The organism is Gilliamella sp. X-57, assembly GCF_057063565.1.
In genome coordinates this window covers 26,106-48,087 of sequence record NZ_JBXSQI010000023.1, presented here as the reverse complement: position 1 = coordinate 48,087, position 21,982 = coordinate 26,106, and the positions used below count along the sequence as shown (strand labels likewise).

Here is a 21,982-nt window from a genome sequence, read left to right as displayed (position 1 = left end):
GGAATACCCGCTTCAGCTTCTTTTAAAATAGCGACGATTTGATGTTCAGTCATTTTTTTCATAATTAAATCCCCTTTACTTTTATCATAGAGAATTTTCTACTTTTTTGCTGTACTATTTTAGGGGATAGTTACACTGGATGTAGATGTGTTAGTAGAAACGTAGCAGATGAAAAAACACTGTTCTTCTTTAAAAGTGGGGGATAGGTGATAATCAATGGTACGTTTCTATCTAAAAAAACAGTATAATGTCGCCATTTTTATTATGGCACATTGTATTTATGAAATTTATTGTTAAGCTCTTTCCCGAAATTACCATTAAAAGTGATTCTGTTCGTTTGCGTTTTATTAAAATATTAACCAGTAATATTCGTAATATTTTAAAGCATCATATTGAAGATGTAGCGGTTATTCGTCATTGGGACTTTATTGAAGTCCGTCCAAAAATTGAAAATAGCGAAAATCAGATACTTGAGCTATTAACTCGGATCCCCGGCATTCATCATATTTTAGCTGTCGATGAACTGGCTTTTGTTGATATGCATGATATTTTTGAAAAAGTGTTGGATTATTATGCACCATTGATTGAAAACAAAACATTTTGTGTACGGGTTAAACGTCGTGGTAAACATGAATTTACTTCAATTGATGTAGAGCGTTATGTTGGTGGTGGGCTTAATCAATACGTATCTTCAGCTAAGGTTAAATTAACCCACCCAGAAATCACGGTTAATCTTGAAATAGATAAAGACAAGTTACTACTGGTAAAAGGCCGACATGCAGGAATTGGTGGTTTTCCAACAGGTACCCAAGAAGATGTTCTTTCGCTTATATCGGGTGGATTTGACTCGGGAGTATCAAGCTATATGCTAATTCGGCGCGGTAGCCGAGTACATTATTGTTTCTTTAATCTTGGTGGCAAAACTCACGAGATCGGTGTTAAACAGATGGCACATTATTTATGGGAGCGTTTTGGCAGCTCACATAAAGTACGTTTTATTGCTATTGATTTTTCTGATGTTGTTGGTGAAATTCTGGAAAAAATTGACGATGGGCAAATGGGGGTGATTCTAAAACGAATGATGATTCGTGCGGCATCAAAAATTGCGCAACGTTACAAAGTAGAAGCTCTTGTGACTGGCGAAGCATTAGGTCAAGTATCGAGTCAAACATTGACTAACTTACGGTTAATTGATAATGCTAGCGATACATTAATTCTACGTCCTCTTATCACGCATGATAAAGAAACGATTATTAATCTTGCACGCCAAATTGGAACGGAAGATATTGCTAAAACAATGCCTGAGTTTTGTGGTGTGATATCTAAAAAACCAACGGTTAAAGCCGTAAAAGAAAAAATTGAAGCAGAAGAATTAAATTTCGATTTCACAATTTTAGATAAAGCTGTTGCCGAAGCTGAAAACATTGATATACGTGAGATTGCAAAACAATCTGACACAAAGATTACTCAAGTCGAAACTGTTACAACACTGAGTGCAGATCATGTGGTTATTGATATTCGTTCTCCAGAAGAGCAAGAAGATAATCCACTTGTATTGAATGATATTAAAATCAAGCATATTCCATTTTACAAATTGGCAACGCAATTTGGAAATTTGGATCAATCAAATCAATATTTACTCTATTGTGAACGTGGCGTAATGAGCAAGTTGCAAGCACTTTATTTAATTGACCAAGGGTTTAATAATGTAAAAATATTTTCTATATAAATCTTAACAATAATTTACTATATTATTCTTATTTTTTACATATATAATGAATTCTTAAACAAAAACTATATTTGTTATTAATATAAAAATAAATATCAAGAATGAATTTGATATAGATAGAAAGAGGAATGTAATGAACAGCAAATTACTTGTCGTTGATGATGATCAGGAGATTACTTTATTATTACGAGAACTACTCGAATTAGAAGGCTATCAAGTTGAAATAGCGAATAATGGTATTCAGGCTCTAGAAAAGTTTGACAGAACCATAGATCTTATTTTACTTGATATTATGATGCCTGAAATGAATGGATTTAGTTTATTATCTCAACTTAGAGGTAAGTTTACTGTACCTGTTATTTTTTTAACGGCTAAAGATAGTGAAGATGATAAAGTTATTGGCCTTGAACTTGGTGCTGATGATTACATTCAAAAACCATTTAATGATAGAGAACTTATTGCTCGAATTAATGCGCTTTTACGTAGAACTCGTTGGGATAATACAGAAAATGATGCTGCTGATAAACCGATTCAATATACAATTGATAAACTTAGTGTAAATCGAAAACAGCAATCTGTTTTTTTTGATAACAAGTATATTGATTTAACGGGTACTGAGTTTCAAGTATTGCTTACATTTCTTGAAAACGCAGGCAAAATAATTACACGTGAAAAGTTAAGTGAATCTGTTTTAGGTAAAGAGCTTGTCCCGCTTGCTCGCTCGATTGATGTTCATGTTTCTAATTTACGGAAAAAACTCCCTCATCGAAGTGATGGTTTACCTTGGATTAAAACACTACGCACTAAAGGTTATTTATTTGTCGTGGATCAACAAGATGATTTGTTGTAAGGCTAGAATAACATTTAAGAAGGTCAGATAATATGTGGATTTTTGATCGATTAACAATCAGAATTTTCACTATATTTTTACTGACCATCGTTTTTTTTCTCATGTTAATAATGGTATTACCGAGCCTTGATTCTCGAAATTTAACGTATTTAGCAAATAAAGATAAAGAAGCAGGTAATATACTAGCTCGTCAGGTTGAGAATGATCTTGTTAATGTGCCTAAAGATAGTTTTCGATGGTGGATGCGTTTTATTGTTGTGATGGATAATCACCAGAAATCAGGTCAATCTTTATTTATTGTTACACCCAATGAGCAAATCATTACCGCTGAGACTAAAAATATCGATTTAGTGAAGAATTTTAGAGAAAAATCCAGTAATGTCGATGATCCAGCCAAAAAGATTTATGATTCACAAGAAATTATAGGGCCTTTTTTAGTCCATTATGCCAATACAGAATATCAATTGTATATCTTACAACAAGCAACTGGCATTCAATCACAATTCGTTAACTTTATATTTGATCATCCTTTTTTATTATTAGCTTTGACCATGCTTGCCAGTTCGCCTTTTTTACTGTGGTTATCTTGGAGTATAGCTAAACCAGCACGAGGACTGAAAAAAGCAGCAGATCAGGTTGCAAAAGGCAATTTACAAGAGTGGCCAGAACTTGAACAAATAGGATCCTCAGAATATAAAGCAACTGGTGCTAGTTTTAACCATATGCTTAGGGAGCTTAAGCGAATGCAGGAGGTGCAGCACCGCCTGTTTTCAGATATTTCTCATGAACTACGCACGCCTTTGACTCGGTTGCAGCTTGCTACAGCTTTATTACGTCGAAAACAAGGTGAAAGCAATGAAGTTGTGCGTATTGATATTGAGGCATTAAAGTTAGATTCTATGATTGGTGATTTATTATCATTGGCAAGGCAGCAATATGACAATAATGAAATCCGTGAATTTAATCAAATTAATCTGTTGTTTAAACAAGTGCTTGATAATGCCGCTTTTGAAGCAGAACAAATAGGCAAGAAGTTTACCGTTGCCAATCTTCCAACCAACCATACCATTCTATGTTATCCAGTTGCTTTATGTAGTGCACTTGAAAACGTTATACGTAATGCATTTCGTTATTCCAATAAACAGATTGTTGTCAATTTTGTGGCACAACAAAAAAAGATAACCATTACTATTGATGATGATGGCCCAGGGGTTGCTGAAAATGAATTAGAACAAATTTTTAGACCTTTTTATCGTACAAGTGAAGCTCGAGATCGCCAATCAGGTGGAACTGGATTAGGGCTCGCTATTGTTGCCAATGCCATTATACGCGATCACGGAACCGTAAAAGCTGAAAAAAGTCATCTTGGCGGACTTAGAATTGTGATAGTATTGCCAATTCATAAACATCAATAAATAGTGAAAGAGAAAAGTTGTGTCAAATTCAGTCTTAAATATTGTTTTATTTGAACCCGAAATTCCCGCTAATACTGGTAATATTATTCGCCTTTGTGCTAACACTGGTTTTAATTTACATATTATTGAACCCATGGGTTTTTTCTGGGATGACAAAAAATTAAGACGAGCTGGGCTTGATTATCAAGAATTTGTTGATGTAAAACGTTATAAAAATCTCAACCATTTCTTAGATGCCAATCAAATCGACTTGTTGACACAAGTTTATGCCTTAACCACAAAAGGGCAAAGGTCTTATAATGAAGTTAATTACCGGCAACATGACTTTTTAATGTTTGGGCCAGAAACTAGAGGCTTACCGAAAGTCATACTGGATGCATTACCTCAAGATAAAAAAATACGTATTCCCATGTTAGCGACGAGCCGTAGTATGAATTTATCTAATTCTGTAGCTGTTGTGGTTTATGAATCATGGCGCCAGTTAAACTACATGGGTGCAAAATAAATTTACCCCTACTTTATCGGTACATTCCGAAGCAGGAAAAGGCAGCTATATTCACACCTTTCGGTGTTATGATAGTTGTATGTTTGTTCTGTAGATTTTTTAGGTATAGTTTTGATTTTATTTTTATTTTTTACAAAAAACAAAAATTTGAAACCCTTAAAGCTTTTCACAGAGCTTCATAAAAATAACTCTTAATAAATCTTTATAAAAATCACCCAAAAAACTAGCCAAACTTTTTTTAAACGATTATACTTTAATCAGTTGAAAATTTGGCTTATTTAATAAGCATATAAGCATAAAAAACCAAATAAAACATAAATTTACTTGACAGGTAAACCATAATGCATTATCATTTTAGACACCAGACACCAGACACCAGCACTGGCAAACTTATGTCTTAAATTTATCGAATAGACACCTTAGACGGGTTTTAGCTCTTACCTCGTGTATATCCTCGAAATTATCTTTCAAATCATCACCAAAATTATCTCGAAAAATCTCGTTGGTATTGGCTGTGTTATTATTGTCTTTTTCATGGAATTCGCAGGCATTAATAGGTAAAAGTGGTCGAGGGGAAAATCGTAGTGATGCCATAATACTGCCATCGTCACAATGGGGGATCCTCAAATCCGTAAGACCTAATCTTGATTACGGCAGGCTTCACTTCGCGGGCCCCGCTGACATATGGAACCCCGATTATGGATTCCTAGTTCAATCAACGGATCCAGCATCATACGCGCTTAACTTCCCAACTACGGGGGCTGATGGATTATATTTTGATTTCATCATAATGGGAGAAGCAAGTGAATTGACATGGGGAGCGCCAGTTACGCATGAGGGAATTACTGCCACAGTGACGCGAAAAACAGAATGTAATGACGAAGGCTATGTCGAGTTTCGTGTGACGCTAACAGGTCCAGAGGCAAGAACTCAATGGGGTGATCCCTATCCTAATCAAATTACCGTGCCAAAGTTACCACAGGCCTTTGAGTTAGTGGGTAGAGATAGAGAGGGTAAAGAGATAGTAAGATATGGATTTGTCATACAGAAATGGTTTGTGAACCGAGGAGCTGAATTATATTACTATCCTGATATGGTAACTTGGTGTAGTCGTTTGGGTTATCGTGTGCCACAGGTCAAGGAGCTGACTAACGCGATTTGTTCTGGTCTTGACTCAGGTTTGCATTGCCAAGGATCCATTGGCGCAACGCCACCATCAAGTGGTAATCATTATCAGCGTCAAATAGATGCTGGATTATTCACGGAGTGGGGGCTCATGTACAATTATAGTGGTGCAGATTTCGTCCCCTACAACTATTGGACAAGTGATACGGCGATGAGTGGTCAGTTCAGCGGTCAGTTCGATGTGGGATCGGGCAACGGTGACATTTATTGGTTCAGTGCCTCCATTATCAATTATGGCCTTTGCACCACTCCCTAGTTTAATGGCTGTTCTTAATCCTTGGGTTGCGCACGGGCTTATAGCGCTAATTAAGGACAAGCAATCAAAGAACAAAGCCTTGCCTAAAGCGGGCTCACAAGTCGACGAGGTTTAAAAGCTTGTGCTCTTATAGCTTGTCAGCAATAAAAATTAGCATTTTCAATTTATCAACGTTGATTGTGTTGATAATTAAATTTCGACAGATTTTAAAGGATTTTAATAACTGGAAAACAGTAAGCTTGAATTTTAAATTTGTGCTATTTAGATAAGTAAGAGAGGTTAGACCAACCTCTCTTTTCGGGGGGTAAAAGCGAACTTAAAAGTACGCGATTTTATTTAACGCGTGATACATATTCTCCTGAGCGAGTATCCACTTTAAGGACTTCGCCAATTTGTACAAATAAAGGTACACGGACTACCGCACCAGTTGATAAAGTCGCTGGTTTACCACCGGTTCCTGCTGTGTCGCCTTTTAAACCTGGATCCGTTTCGATCACTTCAAGTTCAACAAAATTTGGTGGTGTTACAGCAATTGGTTGACCATTCCATAATGTTAAAATACATTCAGCTTGATCAACCAACCATTTTGCATTGTCGCCAACTGCTTTAGCATCAGCCGAAAGTTGTTCAAATGTGTCGTTATTCATAAAATGCCAAAACTCACCATCGGTGTAGAGGTAAGTTAAGTTCATATCAACAACGTCAGCCGCTTCGACTGATTCGCCTGATTTGAATGTTTTATCGACAGTTTTACCTGAAAGTAATTTTTTAATTTTTACGCGATTGATGGATTGACCTTTACCCGGTTTATAAAATTCATTTTCAACAATGACACACGGTTCACCATCTTGCATTATTTTAAGACCAGCTTTAAACTCATTAGTACTATAAGATGCCATAAAAGCTCCAACTAAAATTCTGAATTACAAAAAATGAGCCATATTATACAGCAAAAAATTGAACTACCAAATAATAAAGATGAATGGATTGTTGATCTTGCCAATGTTGTGACAGATATCAACGTTTTATATTCCTATTTAGGTCTAGATCCTGACACCATCTCAATCCCTATGCAACAGGCAAAAAAACAGTTTCCGCTTCGTGTCCCTAGGGCTTTTATTAACCGAATGAAAAAGGGGGATAGTAATGACCCACTTTTACTACAGGTGCTTTGTCATGATAAGGAATTATTAAAAGTTGATGGCTACAGTCATGACCCATTACAAGAGCAAGATAATACCATTGCAGGGTTATTGCATAAGTATCATAATCGCGCATTGTTGATCACAAAAACGGCGTGTGCAATTAACTGTCGTTACTGTTTTAGGCGGCATTTTCCTTATCATAATAATCAAGGCAATAAAAAGAACCTTGGTATTGCGCTTGAATATATTGCAAATCACCCTGAACTTGATGAAATTATTTTATCTGGTGGTGATCCACTAATGGCAAAAGATCATGAAATGGCTTTTTTGATTAATGCACTAGAAAAAATCCCACATATTAAGCGATTACGAATCCATACACGTTTGGCCGTTGTTATTCCTTCGCGAGTGACGCCTGAACTTTGTCGGTTATTTGCTGAAAGTAGGTTGCAAATAATAGTCATTACTCACATTAATCATTCAAATGAGATTGATAGTGCTGTTGCTTATGCAATTAAGCTTTTAAAACAAAGCGGTGTAACTGTGCTAAATCAAAGCGTATTGTTGAAAAATATTAATGATAATGCCGATATTTTGGCTCAGTTGAGCAATAAGCTTTTTGATATTGGGATTTTGCCTTATTACATCCATTTGTTAGATAAAGTGCAAGGCGCTGCTCATTTTTTGGTTGATGATGAGTCCGCAAAAATAATAATGAAACAACTTGCTGATCAAGTATCGGGTTATTTAGTGCCTAAATTAGCGCGCGAAGTGGGCGGTGAAAAAAGTAAGCGTGTACTATCAGTGAATGATTAATTCACTTAATATGGGGTTAAATTGCAAAAAACATTCTATGAAAATCTCATTGACGGAAAATAAAATAGGCTCTATAATTCCGACCTCTTTAATTAATGCTGTGGAGTTTAAACTCTGCAACCTGTTGATAAATTAGATTTGGATATAAATCGTCATGAAACGCACATTTCAACCATCAGTATTAAAACGCAATAGAACTCACGGCTTCCGTGCTCGTATGGCAACTAAAAACGGTCGTCAAGTTCTTGCTCGCCGTCGTGCTAAAGGCCGTGTTCGTTTAACTGTTGCTAGCTGATTTAAAGTTGGGTGATTAAGTTCACTTTTCCGCGGGAGTTACGATTGTTAACTCCCTTTGATTTCAATCATGTCTTTCAAGAGTCCATTCGAGCTGGCTCTCCTTTTTTAACGTTAGTTGCACGTAAAAATAACCATAATCATATGCGATTAGGGTTTGCTATAGCTAAAAAACAGGTAAAACGAGCTCATGAGCGTAATCGCATCAAGCGGCTGGCTAAAGAGTATTTTCGACATCATCAACATCAACTTCCTAATATCGATTTTATTTTGATGGCTAAACAACCTGTTATAGACTTAGATAATCAGCAAATCGTTGAAACACTAAATAAATTATGCCAGCGAATCATAACCAAGTACGAGGTTTGAATAAATTTAAATTAATTATCAAACAGCATGTTTATGCATGTAAATGTATGATAGTAAATGCTTTTGTGCTTTTTATTCGTGTGTATCAGCGTGTTATTAGTCCTTTACTTGGCCCTAAATGTCGTTTTACACCGACATGTTCACAATACGCAATAATTGCATTACGACGTTTTGGATTAATAAAAGGTGGTTGGCTAACAGTTAAACGTGTATTAAAATGTCATCCTTTACATGAAGGAGGAGAAGACTTTGTTCCTCCAAAAATTAAAACCAATAGAGAAAAACACTAATGGGATCTCAACGTAATATTTTAGTCATTGCTTTACTTTTTGTATCTTTTTTCATTTGGAAAGCGTGGGAGGAAGATCACGCACCTAAACCGCCAATCGCAAATCAATTAACTCAACAAATGAGTGATGATGATTCAGCTGATGGCTCAATGCTGGGTAAAACAGTTACTGTAAAATCAGATGTATTGTCACTCACCATTAATACTTATGGCGGTGATGTACAAGCTGCACAACTGTTAAAATATGAGCAAACGCTTCATTCTGGCACGCCTTTCCAATTATTAACATCACGCCCCGATTTTGTTTATATTGCAGAAAGTGGTTTAACAGGTAAAGATGGTCCAGATAATGCGACTCAAGGCTCAAAACGCCCTGTATATCAAACTGAAAAGTCTGAATATGTGTTAGCTGATGGGCAAGATGAATTGCGTGTTCCACTTACTTATCAAGTTAATGGTGTAAGTTATACTAAATATTACATATTACATCGTGGTAATTATGCTGTTGATGTTCAGTATGACATTAATAACCAAAGCAATGCGCCTGTTGATGTAGCAATGTATGGTCAATTAAAACAAACCATTAAATTACCTGATGATATACCAACCGAAGGGGGAAGTGGAGTTGGACAAAGCGCATTCCGTGGCACCGCTTATTCAAGTTCGAATACTAACTACAGCAAATATAGTTTTGATGATATCAAAGATAAAGCGTTAGCGGTTGAGACGCAAACAGGCTGGGTTGCGATGTTACAGCACTATTTTGCTTCAGCATGGGTACCAACACAGGATAAAAATAACTTATTTTATACACGAGCAGCGGCTAATAAATCACAAGCAACGATTGGTTTCAAAGGTGAGTCAGCTATTATTCCAGTGGGTAGTACACAAACCATTGGAGCCAAATTATGGTTAGGACCAGAAATTCAAAGTCAATTGAAAGAAACAGCTAATCATCTTGATTTAGTTGTTGACTATGGTTGGTTATGGTTCTTATCACAACCATTATTTTACTTATTGAAGTTTATTCAAAGTTTTATTGGTAATTGGGGCTTCTCAATTATTGTTATCACATTTATTGTTCGAGGTATTTTATTTCCATTAACTCGTGCGCAGTATCGTTCAATGGCAAAAATGAAGTTATTGCAACCTCGTATAGAAGCTTTAAAAGAGCGCTATGGTGATGATAGACAAAAAATGAGTATGGAAACAATGGCAATTTACAAACAAGAAAAAGTGAACCCATTAGGAGGGTGTTTGATGTTAATAATTCAGATGCCAATTTTCTTGTCTTTGTTCTATATGTTAGGCAACGCAGTTGAACTACGGCATGCGCCATTTGCACTTTGGATTTATGACTTATCAGCGCAAGATCCTTATTATATTTTGCCTTTATTAATGGGTGCTAGCATGTTCTTAATCCAAAAGATGTCACCAACACCTGTTACCGATCCACTACAACAAAAATTAATGACTTATATGCCATTAATTTTTACGTTGTTCTTTTTATGGTTCCCATCAGGCTTAGTTTTATATTATATCGTTAGTAACTTATTCACAATTGCTCAGCAGCGTGTTATCTACTGGGAACTTGAGAAAAAAGGGCTTTACGAGAAGAAAAAGAAATAGTATTGAAAAAAGGAGGAGTAAATCCTCCTTTTTCGTTTTTATTTTTGGTGTCAATGATATGAATATACAACAATTTAATTTAACCGGTAATGAAATCGGTTATTGGTTTGTCAGTGCTAATGGTCGATTATGGTTGCCTAATGGTGATGTTCCTGTTGGGCGTGCCGATCAGCTCGGTTTTACCCATAAGCGTGCGCAACCAATAGGCGAATGGAATGGGCAAATTGCTTGGTTGATTTGTGATGAAATGAAAAATGCAATGAGTTCAATTCGTCAATTACTGGATATAACTGATCAATCACTATTTAATATGGCAGGTCGAGCTGTACAACTTTCTGAGTTTTATCGTTCTCATAAGTATTGTGGCTATTGTGGACATGAGATGTATATTAGTAATACAGAATGGTGCTGTATGTGTGACCATTGTAAAGAGCGTTACTATCCACAAATTTCACCATCTATTATCGTGGCTATTCGCCACAAAAATAAAATTTTATTAGCAAAGCATGTTAGGCATAATCAAGATAACTTATATACTGTTTTAGCTGGTTTCACTGAAATTGGTGAAACAATGGAAACCGCAGTTGAGCGGGAAGTATTTGAGGAGTCAAGAATCAAAATTAAGAATATTCGTTATGTAGGCTCGCAACCTTGGCCATTTCCTAATTCATTAATGATGGCTTATTTAGCTGATTATGATAGTGGTGAAATAGTGGTAGACAAAAATGAACTGATTGAAGCAAACTGGTACCATTACACACAATTACCTAAAATTCCAGAGTATGGCACCATTGCAAGACGCTTAATTGAAGATACAATTACACTTTGCCGTGACTATGATGAATATGGCAATGATTAATTATATTCAATAGTTCTAATTAGATTAACAGTTTTTGATTCATCGCCTGTTGTAATACAAACAGCTTTAGTCCAATCGTTGTTTTGATTATAATCCGAATAAGTACACGTTTCGGTGAGTTCAACCTCTTGTTCATTTTTATCATTAATGATGATGTCACCATTTGATGCTAATTTAAAGGTTCTAGTGATGGTTTTTTCTAATTGTTTATTGGCATTGTAAACGACATCTTTTTCTTGTGCTAATACAGGAAACTTTGTTTTTTCATCAACAGGAACATAAGCGTTATATAACACAAGCTCGACACGGTTGTTATCATAAATAATTTTACTGTTAAAAATGACGTTATTTTCTGCAAATCGTGATAGGGTAGTTTCAACTAAACGACCTTGTTCATCAAATTCTGAACTTGCAACTATATCATTATTATTGTTTTTCATGCCAAGAATATTTTTCGATGAATCAAAAGTAATCTCATAAACATTTCTGGTGTCACCCATGCCGTAGCTATATTTAGCTGTTTCATAGTTAATGTCGCCATGTAACCCTTCTAAATCATAATTAGCTACAAAGCCTTGTTCATTGTAGTTAATGATTTTACTTGATGATCCTTGAATATGTTGCTGTTTAATCATTTTACTAAACGGTAAAAGTTCTGGTTCAGTATGAAAAAGATAACTATTAATCATTGCTGTCGGTAATTGTGGCAAGTTTTTTTCCTCAACTGTTTTTTTATCATTGCAACCGCTGATGGATAGTGTACTGCTCAATATACATATATATAAAAATAAACTATTTTTTTTCATAGAGCTGATTTCCTTTTATTCTGTTGTCTTATTTATTTTTGCACCAAATAGCAAGTGCTTCGCAGTGCCAATCTTTCATCATGTGGTACCAAGCCGAACGCCATTTACGTACAGTATCATTGTGTAAATTAAGTGCTTTTCTTATTTGTAAATTATTAGCTCCAGAAACAAGTAGATCGATGAATTGTAGCCATAATTCAGGTTTTGGTATCCGGTTTAAACTAGTGTTGCTTAAAATATTAAAACTATGTCGACAGCGCCTACAGCGATAGCAAGTGCGAGAACCGACTTTGGTTGTTTCGTTCGATCCGCAGTGTATACACGTTGGACTTTGTTCATTCAATAAGGCGGTTACTTTAGCTTTAATGGTTTGATGTTGTTCTGCTAAAGTTGGCATTAATGTGGTTTGTTTTTGATGTGTATACCACTTATGCAATGATGGGTAATGGATTTGAAGATAATGAATAATAGCACGATCTCGACGTATTACCTTTTCTAATGAGCTTTCAAGTTTTTCTGCAATATTGAGATAACTAATATTTTTTATACGACTAGTAAAGATAAGTTCTAGCCAATTAAATGGCATTAAACGATTGAAAGGAGTATTGGTTGAAACGGTAAAATATTTATGACAATCTTTACAGCGGTATGTTTTAGTTGGTTTTGAACGAATTAAATAAAATGCAGTTTTTTTACAAAATGGACAAGCTTCTACATGTTGCGATGCTATTTTTTCTAGGTCATGATGAAAAGCTTTGAATTCATCATGCAATTCGGTTGGTACGAGTTCATAAATCATTTTTTATTCCCTTATCGCTTATCCCTGTAAATATTATCAGATTTTTACTTAAACATATAGCTTCCCTGAAACTTTTTTACGATTTTCAGCAAAGAGTAATTATTAACCAAGGCTAAGTAATCACTTATTTTTATTTCTTATTATCGATGCCCAAGGAAGAATGGAAGTTGTATTGTTATTAAGCAGTATGGTTGATAATATGATTCGATATGTTAGATATTTTGTAGGGAAAGTCAGGTTGTTTACACTTCATGATTAAAATAATCTTCTAAAAACTCATAAGGGGTTTTCCCTGAAATCGCTTTATGCGGTTTAACCGTATCATTCTTTCCGCTTTCCCATTCGTTTGCAGGTAGGTTTTGTAAATTATTGATTGATATAATCGTTATTACACGTTTTAACAAATAGGTGTTCGCCTGTGCTTTGATATTCATGTCCGGTATAGGAATAAATACGCCTTCCAAATATTGGAGTGCGTAATTATTATCTATTTGAATAAATATATTTATTTTTGGTGTAACCATTCGGCGACTTGTTTGGCAAAATAGGTTAATACACCATCGGCTCCTGCGCGTTTAAAACAAAGTAAAGACTCCGTAATGGCTAATTTTTCATCTAACCAACCTTTTTCAATTGCCGCTGTTAACATGGCATACTCGCCAGAAACCTGATAAGCAAAAGTCGGCACAGCAAAAGTTTCTTTGACTCTTTGCACGATATCAAGATAAGGCATACCCGGTTTAACCATGACCATATCTGCACCTTCGCTTAAATCTTGATAAATTTCTTGTAATGCTTCATCACTGTTAGCAGGATCGAGCTGATAAGTTTTTTTATTGCCACCTTTAATATTTTGGGCAGAACCGACAGCATCACGGAAAGGACCGTAAAAACAAGATGCATATTTGGCTGAATAAGCCATAATTTGGGTGTTAACAAAACCGTGTTTTTCTAGCTCATTACGTATTGCGCCAATGCGTCCATCCATCATATCGCTTGGTGCGATAATGTCTACTCCCGCTTCTGCTTGCATTAGCGCTTGTTTTACAAGCGTCTCAACAGAGCGATCGTTTTGCACGTACCCTTGTTCATCAATAATGCCGTCTTGTCCATGGGTGGTATAAGGATCAAGTGCGACATCAGTGAGTATGCCTAGCTCGGGGAACTCTTTTTTTAATGTTCGAATCGCTTTCGGTACTAATCCCGTTTCATTATATGCTTCTTGAGCAAGTAGTGATTTTTTTGCTGGTTCAATAGCAGGAAATAATGAAAGAACAGGAATCCCTAATTTAGCTACTTGTTCTGCTTCTTTTAGTAATACATCAATACTCATTCGATTTACATTTGGCATTGAGGTAATCGGTTCAGTAACATTATTGCCTTCAATAATGAAAACTGGATAAATGAGGTCATTGACGGTCAAGCTGTGTTCTGCAACCATACGACGACTAAAATCATGGGCACGATTACGACGTAAGCGGCGAGTTGGATATTGACCTGTAAATGATGGCATGAAAAACTCCTGTTTATTCTTAATCAGATTTCATTTATTATCTGACGCTATATGTTGATTGGCAAATTAATTTGCTCTCTTAGAATAATTCGATTTTTTACTTTACAACATATATTGATTAGGGGTAAAATTGCGCACTAAATTTTAGTCCCTTGTGATATTAAACAAATTTGAGGTGAGAGGCACATGCCAGTAATTAAAGTACGTGAAAATGAACCTTTCGATGTAGCATTACGTCGTTTCAAACGTTCTTGTGAAAAAGCAGGAGTTTTAGCTGAAGTTCGTAATCGTGAATTTTACGAAAAACCAACGACTATTCGTAAACGAGCTAAAGCGGCAGCTGTTAAACGCCATGCTAAAAAATTAGAAAGAGAAAACGCTCGTCGCACTCGTCTATATTAATTGTTTTTAAGATTATTTATACTGAAAACTTGAATTGATATTAAAATCAATTTGTTATCTTTTTAATATAAAGAATTCTAACAAGCCGTATTTTTGATACGGCTTGTTGTCTTTCTATAACACCTAAATTGGTTGAAAATTTATCATGAAAGGTCATATCCCTCGCGATTTCATTTTAGATCTCATTGCTCGAACTAGCATTCTTGATGTGATTAGTAAACGCGTTAAAATGAAAAAAAAGGGGAATAACTATTTTGGTTGCTGCCCTTTCCATGATGAAAAAACAGCCTCTTTTTCGCTTAATGAGAAAAAGCAGATCTATTACTGTTTTGGATGTGGTGCATCGGGATCGGTTGTTAATTTTTTAATGCAATATGAACGGTTGTCTTTCCCTGAAGCTATTGAAGAATTGGCTAGTATGCAAGGGATTCGAGTACCTTATATTGATCGTGATAACAATCAAATAGATCAATCCAAGCATATTGAATCTCGAAATGTACGTCGTGATTTGTATACCTTGATGGCTAAAATCACGGATTTCTACCAGCAGCAATTAGTATTACCAACATCTATTGATGCTCAAAAATATCTTGAAAATCGAGGGCTTAACGCTGAAATTATTGCTAGATATAAAATTGGTTTTGCCCCTAATGATTGGCGGTTAACTTCACAAAACATTGTTAAAACAAAAGCTGAAGCAGTGCTTTATGAACAAGCAGGAATGCTTGTAACCAATGATAGTGGTAATCAATATGACCGCTTTCGGGCACGAATCATGTTCCCTATCCGTGATAGGCAAGGAAACGTGATAGCATTTGGTGGCCGAACTATCATTAATGACCCAGCAAAATATATTAATTCACCGGAAACCCCAATTTTCCATAAAGGTTTTCAACTTTATGGACTTTATGAAACACAAGAAGTGAATCGTAATCCTCAACAACTCATTGTGGTTGAAGGTTATATGGATGTGGTTTCGCTTGCTCAATATGGCATTGATTATGCAGTTGCTTCTTTAGGTACGGCAACGTCAGAAGAACATATTAAGTTATTATTTAGAGCAACAGATTCGGTAATATTTTGTTATGACGGCGATAATGCTGGGCGAAGTGCCGCATGGCGAGCTCTTAATGTATTATTGTCTTGCTTAATCGATGGTAAGAAAATTACCTTTGCTTTTTTACCTCAAGATGAAGATCCGGATAGTTTTGTTCGTAAAGTTGGTAAAGCGGGTTTTGAAAAATATTTAAATGAGGCCTCAAATTTATCAAAGTTTTTATTTGATGAACTTTTGAAACAGGTTGATTTAAAAACTGCTGAAGGAAAAGCTAAATTGAGCTCGTTAGCTTTACCGCTACTTGATCAAATTAAGGCAAAAGCTTTCAGATTAAATTTATTACAAAAACTTGGCAATTATTTAGGTTTGCTTGATGTTTCTCAGCTAGAGCAATTAATGAATGAAAATCGCTCTAAAGGTGATGAAAAGGCGAAAGAAAAAGCCCCTGTATCACAAATGAAATTAACCACTATGCGTGTTTTAATTGGTTTATTACTTCAATATCCTAATCTTGCTGAGCAAGTTTCTGATATTAATGTGATTCGCCAAGTTAAAATGGCAGGTATTGAGATCTTCATTGAATTACTTGAATTATGTCAACGTTATCCCAATATAACGACAGCACAAATATTAACAGAGTGTATAGATAGACCGTTTTATAAACAATTAAATCGTTTATCAACATGGGAGTGTCATTATCAAGATGATGAAATAGATTCAACTTTTTCACATACTTTAAAAGAGTTGTATGATAACATACTCGTCCAAAGGCAAGATGAACTAATCGCAAAAGAGAGAGTCTCCGGTTTAAGTACCGCAGAGAAAAAAGAATTGGCGACTTTAATACTTGTTTTATCAAAAAAAGACTAAATATATAGGGTACATGTAGATTTCAGATACTGTTCTACATATATAATATAGATGACCAAATAACTAAAGTGGATACCTTTTATGGAGCAAAATTCTCAATCACAGCTTAAACTCCTAATCATTCGAGGTAAGGAGCTAGGATACCTAACCTATGCTGATGTCAACGATCACTTGCCTGAAGAGATTATTGATTCAGATCAGATTGAAGATATTATCCAAATGATTAATGATATGGGGATTCAAGTTCTTGAAGAAGCCCCAGATTCTGATGAGTTATTACTTTCCGATAATGTCCCTGATGAAGAGGCCGTTGAAGCAGCGACAGCATTAGTATTATCTAATGTTGAGTCAGAAATTGGTAGAACAACCGATCCCGTTCGTATGTATATGCGTGAAATGGGGGCGGTTGAACTGTTAACGCGTGAAGGCGAAATTGATATTGCTAAGCGTATTGAAGATGGTATTAATCAGGTTCAAACTTCAGTATCCGAATATCCAGAAGCCATTACCTATCTTTTAGAGCAATATAATTTAATCGAAAGCGGACAAGTTCGCTTATCTGATTTGATTACAGGTTTTGTTGATCCGAATGCTGAAGAAGTTGCGGAAGAACTACCTGAAGAGTTAGTTAGTGAAACCGAAATTGACATTGATGATAGCGACGATGAGAACGAGGATGAAGAAAGCGATGCTTCAACTGATGATGATGTTTCTATCGATCCTGAAGTTGCAAAAGCTAAATTTGCTGAATTAAAAGAGCAACATGATAAAACCTCTGAGGCTATAAAAAAATATGGTCGTGCTCATAAAAAAGCACAAAATGAGATCGAAAATCTATCAGAAATATTCAAACAATTCCGTTTAGTTGCTAAGCAGTTTGATATTCTTGTTAATAATATGAGAAGCATGATGGAGCGCGTTAGAACGCATGAACGTGCCATTATGAAGATCTGTGTGGAACAATGTAAAATGCCGAAAAAGCAGTTTATGACGCATTTTACCGGTAATGAAAATAACATGAACTGGTATCATAAGGCATTAACTGCTAAAAGTGCATTTGCTGTAAGTTTGAAAGAATTTGAAGAACCTATCCAAGTTCAGATCAATCAATTACAGCAAATTGAAACAGAAACTAATCTTTCTATTGAGCAAATTAAAGATATTAATCGACGTATGTCTATTGGTGAAGCTAAAGCACGTCGTGCTAAGAAAGAAATGGTTGAAGCTAACTTGCGACTCGTTATCTCTATTGCGAAGAAATATACTAACCGCGGATTACAATTCTTAGATCTTATTCAAGAAGGTAATATTGGTTTGATGAAAGCGGTTGATAAGTTTGAATATCGCCGTGGTTATAAATTCTCAACCTATGCAACTTGGTGGATAAGGCAAGCCATTACTCGTTCTATTGCAGATCAAGCAAGAACAATCCGTATTCCAGTGCATATGATTGAAACAATCAATAAACTAAACCGTATTTCACGTCAGATGTTACAAGAGATTGGTCGTGAACCAACGCCTGAAGAGTTGTCAGAGCGCATGCAAATGCCAGAAGACAAAATTCGTAAGGTGCTTAAGATTGCTAAAGAACCTATTTCAATGGAAACACCTGTTGGGGATGATGAAGATTCCCATTTAGGTGACTTTATTGAAGATACCGCTCTTGAGCAACCGTTAGATGCAGCCACGTCTGAAAGCTTACGCAGTGCGACACGCGATATCTTATCTGGATTAACGCCAAGAGAAGCCAAAGTGTTACGTATGCGATTTGGTATTGATATGAATACAGATCATACGCTAGAAGAAGTCGGTAAACAATTTGATGTCACACGTGAACGTATTCGTCAAATTGAAGCTAAGGCCTTGCGTAAGTTACGCCATCCAAGTCGATCCGATGTGCTTCGTAGTTTCTTAGAATAAACTTTATTTTCTATTTAGATCGCCACAATTGTGGCGATTTTTTTTAACTAATTAAGCTAAAAGCTATGAATATACTCCAACGTTTTAAACTTGATCCATTCTTATTAACGCTAATTTGTGTCGTTATTACAGCAAGCTTTTTCCCATGTGAGGGGCAAACCAAAGTTTTTTTTGAAAACCTCACAACCTTTGCTATTGGCTTACTCTTTTTTATGCATGGTGCCAAGCTTTCTTTTCAAGCAATTGTTATTGGCATAAAAAATTGGCGATTGCATTTGGTTATTTTTATGACTACTTTTGTTATCTTCCCGATCCTTGGGGTGATAATGCAAGTTTTGGTTCCCACTTTTTTATCACAAAATCTTTATTTAGGTTTTGTTTATCTTTGCGTATTACCAGCAACCGTTCAATCTGCTATTGCGTTTACCTCAATTGCAAAAGGCAATGTGGCTGCGGCTATTTGTAGTGCTTCAGCATCAACATTATTAGGGGTGGTTATTTCGCCTGTTTTAGTGAATTTATTGATGCATACCCAAGCTTCAAATTCTATGAATATGCTAGATGCCATCACTTCTATCATGTTAAAACTTATGTTGCCATTTTTACTTGGTCACTTATCAAGACGCTTTATTGGCAAATGGGTGGATAAATATAAAAGTGTCATTTCCAAAACCGATCGATTCTCGATTCTATTAGTTGTATATGTAGCTTTTAGTGATGCCGTTGCTAATGGCATTTGGTCTCAAATTAGTTTGTTATCACTTTTATCAATTATTTTTTATTCTATTATATTGTTAATTATTGTTTTATTAATAACAACTTATGGTTCAAGATTACTGGGTTTTAACAAAGAAGATGAAATCACTATTGTGTTTTGTGGTTCCAAAAAAAGCTTAGCGAGCGGTATTCCTATGGCTAGCATTATCTTTCCCATGTCGATAATTGGCATAATGATTTTACCCTTAATGATTTTTCATCAAGTTCAATTAATGATTTGTGCGCTTTTAGCTGCACATTATGCAAAACGAAAAATTTAAAAATTGTTTTGCTCATTGCCCTATTCTCAAGGATAATAGGGCCGCTATTAACAACAGAAAGATATATTATGTTACATCTATTTGCTGAATTAGAATTTTCGACCATTATACTATTAGTTTTGGCACTGTTTTTTGTACTCTTTTATGAAGCAATTAATGGATTCCACGACACAGCTAATGCTGTTGCAACAGTAATTTATACTAGGGCATTAAAGGAACAACTCGCTGTTTTTATGGCTGGTATGTTTAACTTTTTTGGGGTTTTGCTTGGTGGCCTCAGTGTGGCTTATGCCATAGTTCATCTATTACCTACTGATTTATTACTTAATGTAAGTTCATCACATGGGCTTGCTATGGTCTTTTCTATTTTATTTGCGGCTATCATTTGGAATCTTGGAACATGGTATCTTGGTATTCCAGCATCAAGCTCACATACCCTAATTGGTTCAATTATTGGTGTGGCACTGACTAACGCATTTATTATGGATACATCAATAATAGATGCCCTTAATATTCCTAAGATGATTCATATCTTTTTATCATTAATTGTTTCCCCTGTTGTAGGTCTTGTGATTGCAGGCTTGATGATCTTTTTGTTGAGGAAATATTGGACACGTAAAAGCCAAAGTAAAAAAAGCAGCAAAAAACGAGAACGTATTTTCATGACGCCAGAACAACGTGAAAAACTCTATGGCAAAAAGAAACCCCCTTTTTGGATTCGCATTATGCTTATAATTTCAGCTGCTGGTGTGAGTTTTTCACATGGTGCTAATGATGGGCAAAAAGGTATCGGCTTATTAATGTTAGTATTAATGGGCATTGCTCCTGCAGGCTTTATTGTTAACATGAATGCATCGACCTATGATATTACAAATACTCGTAATGCGATTCACAATATTCAAGAGTATTTTGTTACCCATAATGATGATTTAAATACAATAATTGGTACGCAGCCTGCGTTAGACACCAGTATTCCAGAAGGCGATTTGAATAAATATCATTGTGATTATTCACGCTCATTTATCACATTAGGGATTGCTAATCACTTATTTAACAAAATCAATGATTACGACTCATTGACTGTTGATCAACGATCACAAACTAGACGTATATTGTTATGTTTATCTGATACGGTATCTCATGTTGCCAAACAACCGAATGTATCATCAGAAGACAAACAATATCTTAAATCTTTAAATAATGATTTACTTAAGACAGTAGAGTATGCCCCAATTTGGATTATTGTTGCGGTTGCCTCCGCATTAGCGGTAGGGACGATGATTGGTTGGCGTCGTGTGGCGATTACTATCGGTGAAAAAATTGGTAAGAAAGGCATGACTTACGCACAAGGCGTATCGGCACAAATCACAACAGCTTTATCAATTGGGATTGCAAGTTACACCGGCATGCCCGTATCGACAACTCAAGTTCTTTCTTCATCGGTTGCGGGGACGATGATTGTTGATGGTGGTGGCGTGCAAAGTAAAACCATTAAAAGTATTGCATTAACATGGATTTTAACACTTCCAATTTCGATTTTGTTATCTGGATCACTTTTTTGGCTTGCTCAAAAATTAATTTAGTAGTAAAAGTAGAGTACTGATTTTCAATTTACTTGAGCGTTAAAAATAGGAAGGAGTAAAGTATCATGGCTTATAAACATATATTAGTCGCAGTTGATTTATCACCTGAAAGTGAAGTTCTTGTCGAAAAAGCCGTTTCGATGGCTAGGCCATATAATGCTCAAATATCATTGATTCATGTTGGTATTAATTATTCAGATCTTTACACGGGTTTAGTTGATATCAATATGAATGATATGAAAGATCGTATTACCGAAGATGCACATCTTGCATTAAATAAATTAGCGGATGATGCAGGTTATCCTATCGCTCATACTCTTTCGGGCAATGGGGAATTTGACCAAGTATTAATTGAAGCGATTCACGAATATAACATTGATCTGGTTGTGTGTGGGCATCATCAGGATTTCTGGAGTAAATTAATGTCTTCTGCTCGTCAACTTATCAATAATACCCATATTGATACTTTGATTGTTCCATTAAAAGATGAAGAGCCAGTGGAAGAACCAGCTAAATGAAGTGTTAAATATCAACCCGCTTAATTAGCGGGTTTTTTATTAGTATTTCATAATTTGTAAAAAACTTTCAGAAAAGTATGTGTTTTAGTATATTTTTATTTACTACTTTCTTGTTTGTACCTATTGCATTTATGGA

Annotated in this window: 22 protein-coding genes; 17 read left to right on the top strand and 5 right to left on the bottom strand. The window is 35.5% G+C overall.

Annotated features, from left to right (window positions below; genetic code table 11):
• Positions 1–280: 280 nt before the first annotated feature.
• From thiI to ACYIAL_RS10770, 5 genes are all read left to right on the top strand, one after another.
• Positions 281–1,729 (top strand): tRNA uracil 4-sulfurtransferase ThiI, encoded by a 1,449-nt coding sequence (gene thiI / locus ACYIAL_RS10790; protein WP_174796647.1) that lies wholly within the window; start codon positions 281–283, stop codon positions 1,727–1,729.
• 133 nt (positions 1,730–1,862) lie between these two features.
• On the top strand, positions 1,863–2,579 hold the full coding sequence (locus tag ACYIAL_RS10785) for a response regulator (protein ID WP_174796646.1): 717 nt from the start codon (positions 1,863–1,865) through the stop codon (positions 2,577–2,579).
• A gap of 38 nt (positions 2,580–2,617) precedes the next feature.
• The gene (gene cpxA, locus ACYIAL_RS10780; RefSeq protein ID WP_174796747.1) at positions 2,618–3,994 is read left to right on the top strand and encodes an envelope stress sensor histidine kinase CpxA; all 1,377 of its coding nucleotides are present in this window, start codon (positions 2,618–2,620) and stop codon (positions 3,992–3,994) included.
• 19 nt (positions 3,995–4,013) lie between these two features.
• Positions 4,014–4,499 carry a tRNA (uridine(34)/cytosine(34)/5-carboxymethylaminomethyluridine(34)-2'-O)-methyltransferase TrmL gene (gene trmL, locus ACYIAL_RS10775; protein ID WP_174796645.1) on the top strand — a complete coding sequence of 162 codons (486 nt, stop codon included), beginning with the start codon at positions 4,014–4,016 and terminating at the stop codon, positions 4,497–4,499.
• A gap of 514 nt (positions 4,500–5,013) precedes the next feature.
• Positions 5,014–5,940, top strand: coding sequence for a hypothetical protein (locus tag ACYIAL_RS10770; protein ID WP_483751668.1), 927 nt, complete (start codon positions 5,014–5,016; stop codon positions 5,938–5,940).
• A 332-nt stretch (positions 5,941–6,272) separates the two neighbouring features.
• On the opposite strand, the gene efp is transcribed toward ACYIAL_RS10770, so the two are convergent.
• Positions 6,273–6,839 (bottom strand): elongation factor P, encoded by a 567-nt coding sequence (gene efp / locus ACYIAL_RS10765; protein WP_085246840.1) that lies wholly within the window; start codon positions 6,837–6,839, stop codon positions 6,273–6,275.
• Between the two features lie 33 nt (positions 6,840–6,872).
• On the opposite strand from efp, the gene epmB reads away from it, so the two are divergent.
• The 6 genes from epmB (at position 6,873) to nudC (ending at position 11,341) form a co-directional block, all read left to right on the top strand.
• Positions 6,873–7,901: an EF-P beta-lysylation protein EpmB gene (epmB, locus tag ACYIAL_RS10760; RefSeq protein ID WP_174796643.1), complete on the top strand. Its 1,029-nt coding sequence runs from the start codon at positions 6,873–6,875 to the stop codon at positions 7,899–7,901.
• Positions 7,902–8,055: 154 nt separating this feature from the next.
• Positions 8,056–8,196 (top strand): 50S ribosomal protein L34, encoded by a 141-nt coding sequence (rpmH, locus tag ACYIAL_RS10755; RefSeq protein WP_025314679.1) that lies wholly within the window; start codon positions 8,056–8,058, stop codon positions 8,194–8,196.
• An 11-nt stretch (positions 8,197–8,207) separates the two neighbouring features.
• On the top strand, positions 8,208–8,564 hold the full coding sequence (gene rnpA / locus ACYIAL_RS10750) for a ribonuclease P protein component (protein WP_174796642.1): 357 nt from the start codon (positions 8,208–8,210) through the stop codon (positions 8,562–8,564).
• Positions 8,565–8,611: 47 nt separating this feature from the next.
• On the top strand, positions 8,612–8,854 hold the full coding sequence (gene yidD, locus ACYIAL_RS10745; RefSeq protein WP_174796641.1) for a membrane protein insertion efficiency factor YidD: 243 nt from the start codon (positions 8,612–8,614) through the stop codon (positions 8,852–8,854).
• Entirely contained in the window at positions 8,854–10,482 is a 1,629-nt protein-coding gene (yidC, locus tag ACYIAL_RS10740; RefSeq protein WP_174796640.1) for a membrane protein insertase YidC, read from the top strand. The genes yidD and yidC overlap by 1 nt, the downstream gene beginning before the upstream one ends.
• 58 nt (positions 10,483–10,540) lie before the next feature.
• On the top strand, positions 10,541–11,341 hold the full coding sequence (gene nudC / locus ACYIAL_RS10735; protein ID WP_174796639.1) for an NAD(+) diphosphatase: 801 nt from the start codon (positions 10,541–10,543) through the stop codon (positions 11,339–11,341).
• Here the strand turns inward: nudC and ACYIAL_RS10730 are convergent.
• The 4 genes from ACYIAL_RS10730 to hemB form a co-directional block, all read right to left on the bottom strand.
• On the bottom strand, positions 11,338–12,147 hold the full coding sequence (locus ACYIAL_RS10730) for a hypothetical protein (RefSeq protein ID WP_174796638.1): 810 nt from the start codon (positions 12,145–12,147) through the stop codon (positions 11,338–11,340). The genes nudC and ACYIAL_RS10730 overlap by 4 nt on opposite strands.
• 28 nt (positions 12,148–12,175) lie before the next feature.
• Positions 12,176–12,946 carry an IS1 family transposase gene (locus tag ACYIAL_RS10725; RefSeq protein WP_174796637.1) on the bottom strand — a complete coding sequence of 257 codons (771 nt, stop codon included), beginning with the start codon at positions 12,944–12,946 and terminating at the stop codon, positions 12,176–12,178.
• A 242-nt stretch (positions 12,947–13,188) separates the two neighbouring features.
• Positions 13,189–13,380: a hypothetical protein gene (locus tag ACYIAL_RS10720; RefSeq protein ID WP_483751667.1), complete on the bottom strand. Its 192-nt coding sequence runs from the start codon at positions 13,378–13,380 to the stop codon at positions 13,189–13,191.
• Between the two features lie 71 nt (positions 13,381–13,451).
• Complete coding sequence (gene hemB / locus ACYIAL_RS10715; protein ID WP_174796635.1) at positions 13,452–14,459, bottom strand: porphobilinogen synthase; 1,008 nt, start codon at positions 14,457–14,459, stop codon at positions 13,452–13,454.
• Positions 14,460–14,645: 186 nt separating this feature from the next.
• Here hemB and rpsU point away from each other — a divergent pair, with 186 nt between their 5' ends.
• From rpsU to uspA, 6 genes are all read left to right on the top strand, one after another.
• The gene (rpsU, locus tag ACYIAL_RS10710) at positions 14,646–14,861 is read left to right on the top strand and encodes a 30S ribosomal protein S21 (protein WP_034882800.1); all 216 of its coding nucleotides are present in this window, start codon (positions 14,646–14,648) and stop codon (positions 14,859–14,861) included.
• Positions 14,862–15,006: 145 nt separating this feature from the next.
• Positions 15,007–16,788: a DNA primase gene (gene dnaG, locus ACYIAL_RS10705; protein ID WP_483751666.1), complete on the top strand. Its 1,782-nt coding sequence runs from the start codon at positions 15,007–15,009 to the stop codon at positions 16,786–16,788.
• Positions 16,789–16,869: 81 nt separating this feature from the next.
• A complete protein-coding gene (rpoD, locus tag ACYIAL_RS10700) occupies positions 16,870–18,708 on the top strand; it encodes an RNA polymerase sigma factor RpoD (protein ID WP_483751665.1) in 1,839 nt (612 codons plus the stop codon).
• Between the two features lie 65 nt (positions 18,709–18,773).
• Entirely contained in the window at positions 18,774–19,745 is a 972-nt protein-coding gene (locus ACYIAL_RS10695; protein WP_174796632.1) for a bile acid:sodium symporter family protein, read from the top strand.
• A gap of 68 nt (positions 19,746–19,813) precedes the next feature.
• Positions 19,814–21,328: an inorganic phosphate transporter PitA gene (gene pitA / locus ACYIAL_RS10690; RefSeq protein ID WP_174796631.1), complete on the top strand. Its 1,515-nt coding sequence runs from the start codon at positions 19,814–19,816 to the stop codon at positions 21,326–21,328.
• Positions 21,329–21,393: 65 nt separating this feature from the next.
• A complete protein-coding gene (uspA, locus tag ACYIAL_RS10685) occupies positions 21,394–21,846 on the top strand; it encodes a universal stress protein UspA (RefSeq protein WP_065637249.1) in 453 nt (150 codons plus the stop codon).
• The last annotated feature ends 136 nt before the right edge of the window (positions 21,847–21,982 follow it).

What these genes read in the sequence shown, in the direction of transcription:
- thiI (WP_174796647.1), top strand. Translation starts at nt 281, where the DNA reads ATGAAATTTATTGTTAAGCTCTTTCCCGAAATTACCATTAAAAGTGAT.
- ACYIAL_RS10785 (WP_174796646.1), top strand. Translation starts at nt 1,863, where the DNA reads ATGAACAGCAAATTACTTGTCGTTGATGATGATCAGGAGATTACTTTA.
- efp (WP_085246840.1), bottom strand. Translation starts at nt 6,839, where the DNA reads ATGGCATCTTATAGTACTAATGAGTTTAAAGCTGGTCTTAAAATAATG.
- epmB (WP_174796643.1), top strand. Translation starts at nt 6,873, where the DNA reads ATGAGCCATATTATACAGCAAAAAATTGAACTACCAAATAATAAAGAT.
- rpmH (WP_025314679.1), top strand. Translation starts at nt 8,056, where the DNA reads ATGAAACGCACATTTCAACCATCAGTATTAAAACGCAATAGAACTCAC.
- yidD (WP_174796641.1), top strand. Translation starts at nt 8,612, where the DNA reads ATGATAGTAAATGCTTTTGTGCTTTTTATTCGTGTGTATCAGCGTGTT.
- yidC (WP_174796640.1), top strand. Translation starts at nt 8,854, where the DNA reads ATGGGATCTCAACGTAATATTTTAGTCATTGCTTTACTTTTTGTATCT.
- nudC (WP_174796639.1), top strand. Translation starts at nt 10,541, where the DNA reads ATGAATATACAACAATTTAATTTAACCGGTAATGAAATCGGTTATTGG.
- ACYIAL_RS10730 (WP_174796638.1), bottom strand. Translation starts at nt 12,147, where the DNA reads ATGAAAAAAAATAGTTTATTTTTATATATATGTATATTGAGCAGTACA.
- ACYIAL_RS10725 (WP_174796637.1), bottom strand. Translation starts at nt 12,946, where the DNA reads ATGATTTATGAACTCGTACCAACCGAATTGCATGATGAATTCAAAGCT.
- ACYIAL_RS10720 (WP_483751667.1), bottom strand. Translation starts at nt 13,380, where the DNA reads ATGAATATCAAAGCACAGGCGAACACCTATTTGTTAAAACGTGTAATA.
- hemB (WP_174796635.1), bottom strand. Translation starts at nt 14,459, where the DNA reads ATGCCATCATTTACAGGTCAATATCCAACTCGCCGCTTACGTCGTAAT.
- rpsU (WP_034882800.1), top strand. Translation starts at nt 14,646, where the DNA reads ATGCCAGTAATTAAAGTACGTGAAAATGAACCTTTCGATGTAGCATTA.
- dnaG (WP_483751666.1), top strand. Translation starts at nt 15,007, where the DNA reads ATGAAAGGTCATATCCCTCGCGATTTCATTTTAGATCTCATTGCTCGA.
- rpoD (WP_483751665.1), top strand. Translation starts at nt 16,870, where the DNA reads ATGGAGCAAAATTCTCAATCACAGCTTAAACTCCTAATCATTCGAGGT.
- ACYIAL_RS10695 (WP_174796632.1), top strand. Translation starts at nt 18,774, where the DNA reads ATGAATATACTCCAACGTTTTAAACTTGATCCATTCTTATTAACGCTA.
- pitA (WP_174796631.1), top strand. Translation starts at nt 19,814, where the DNA reads ATGTTACATCTATTTGCTGAATTAGAATTTTCGACCATTATACTATTA.
- uspA (WP_065637249.1), top strand. Translation starts at nt 21,394, where the DNA reads ATGGCTTATAAACATATATTAGTCGCAGTTGATTTATCACCTGAAAGT.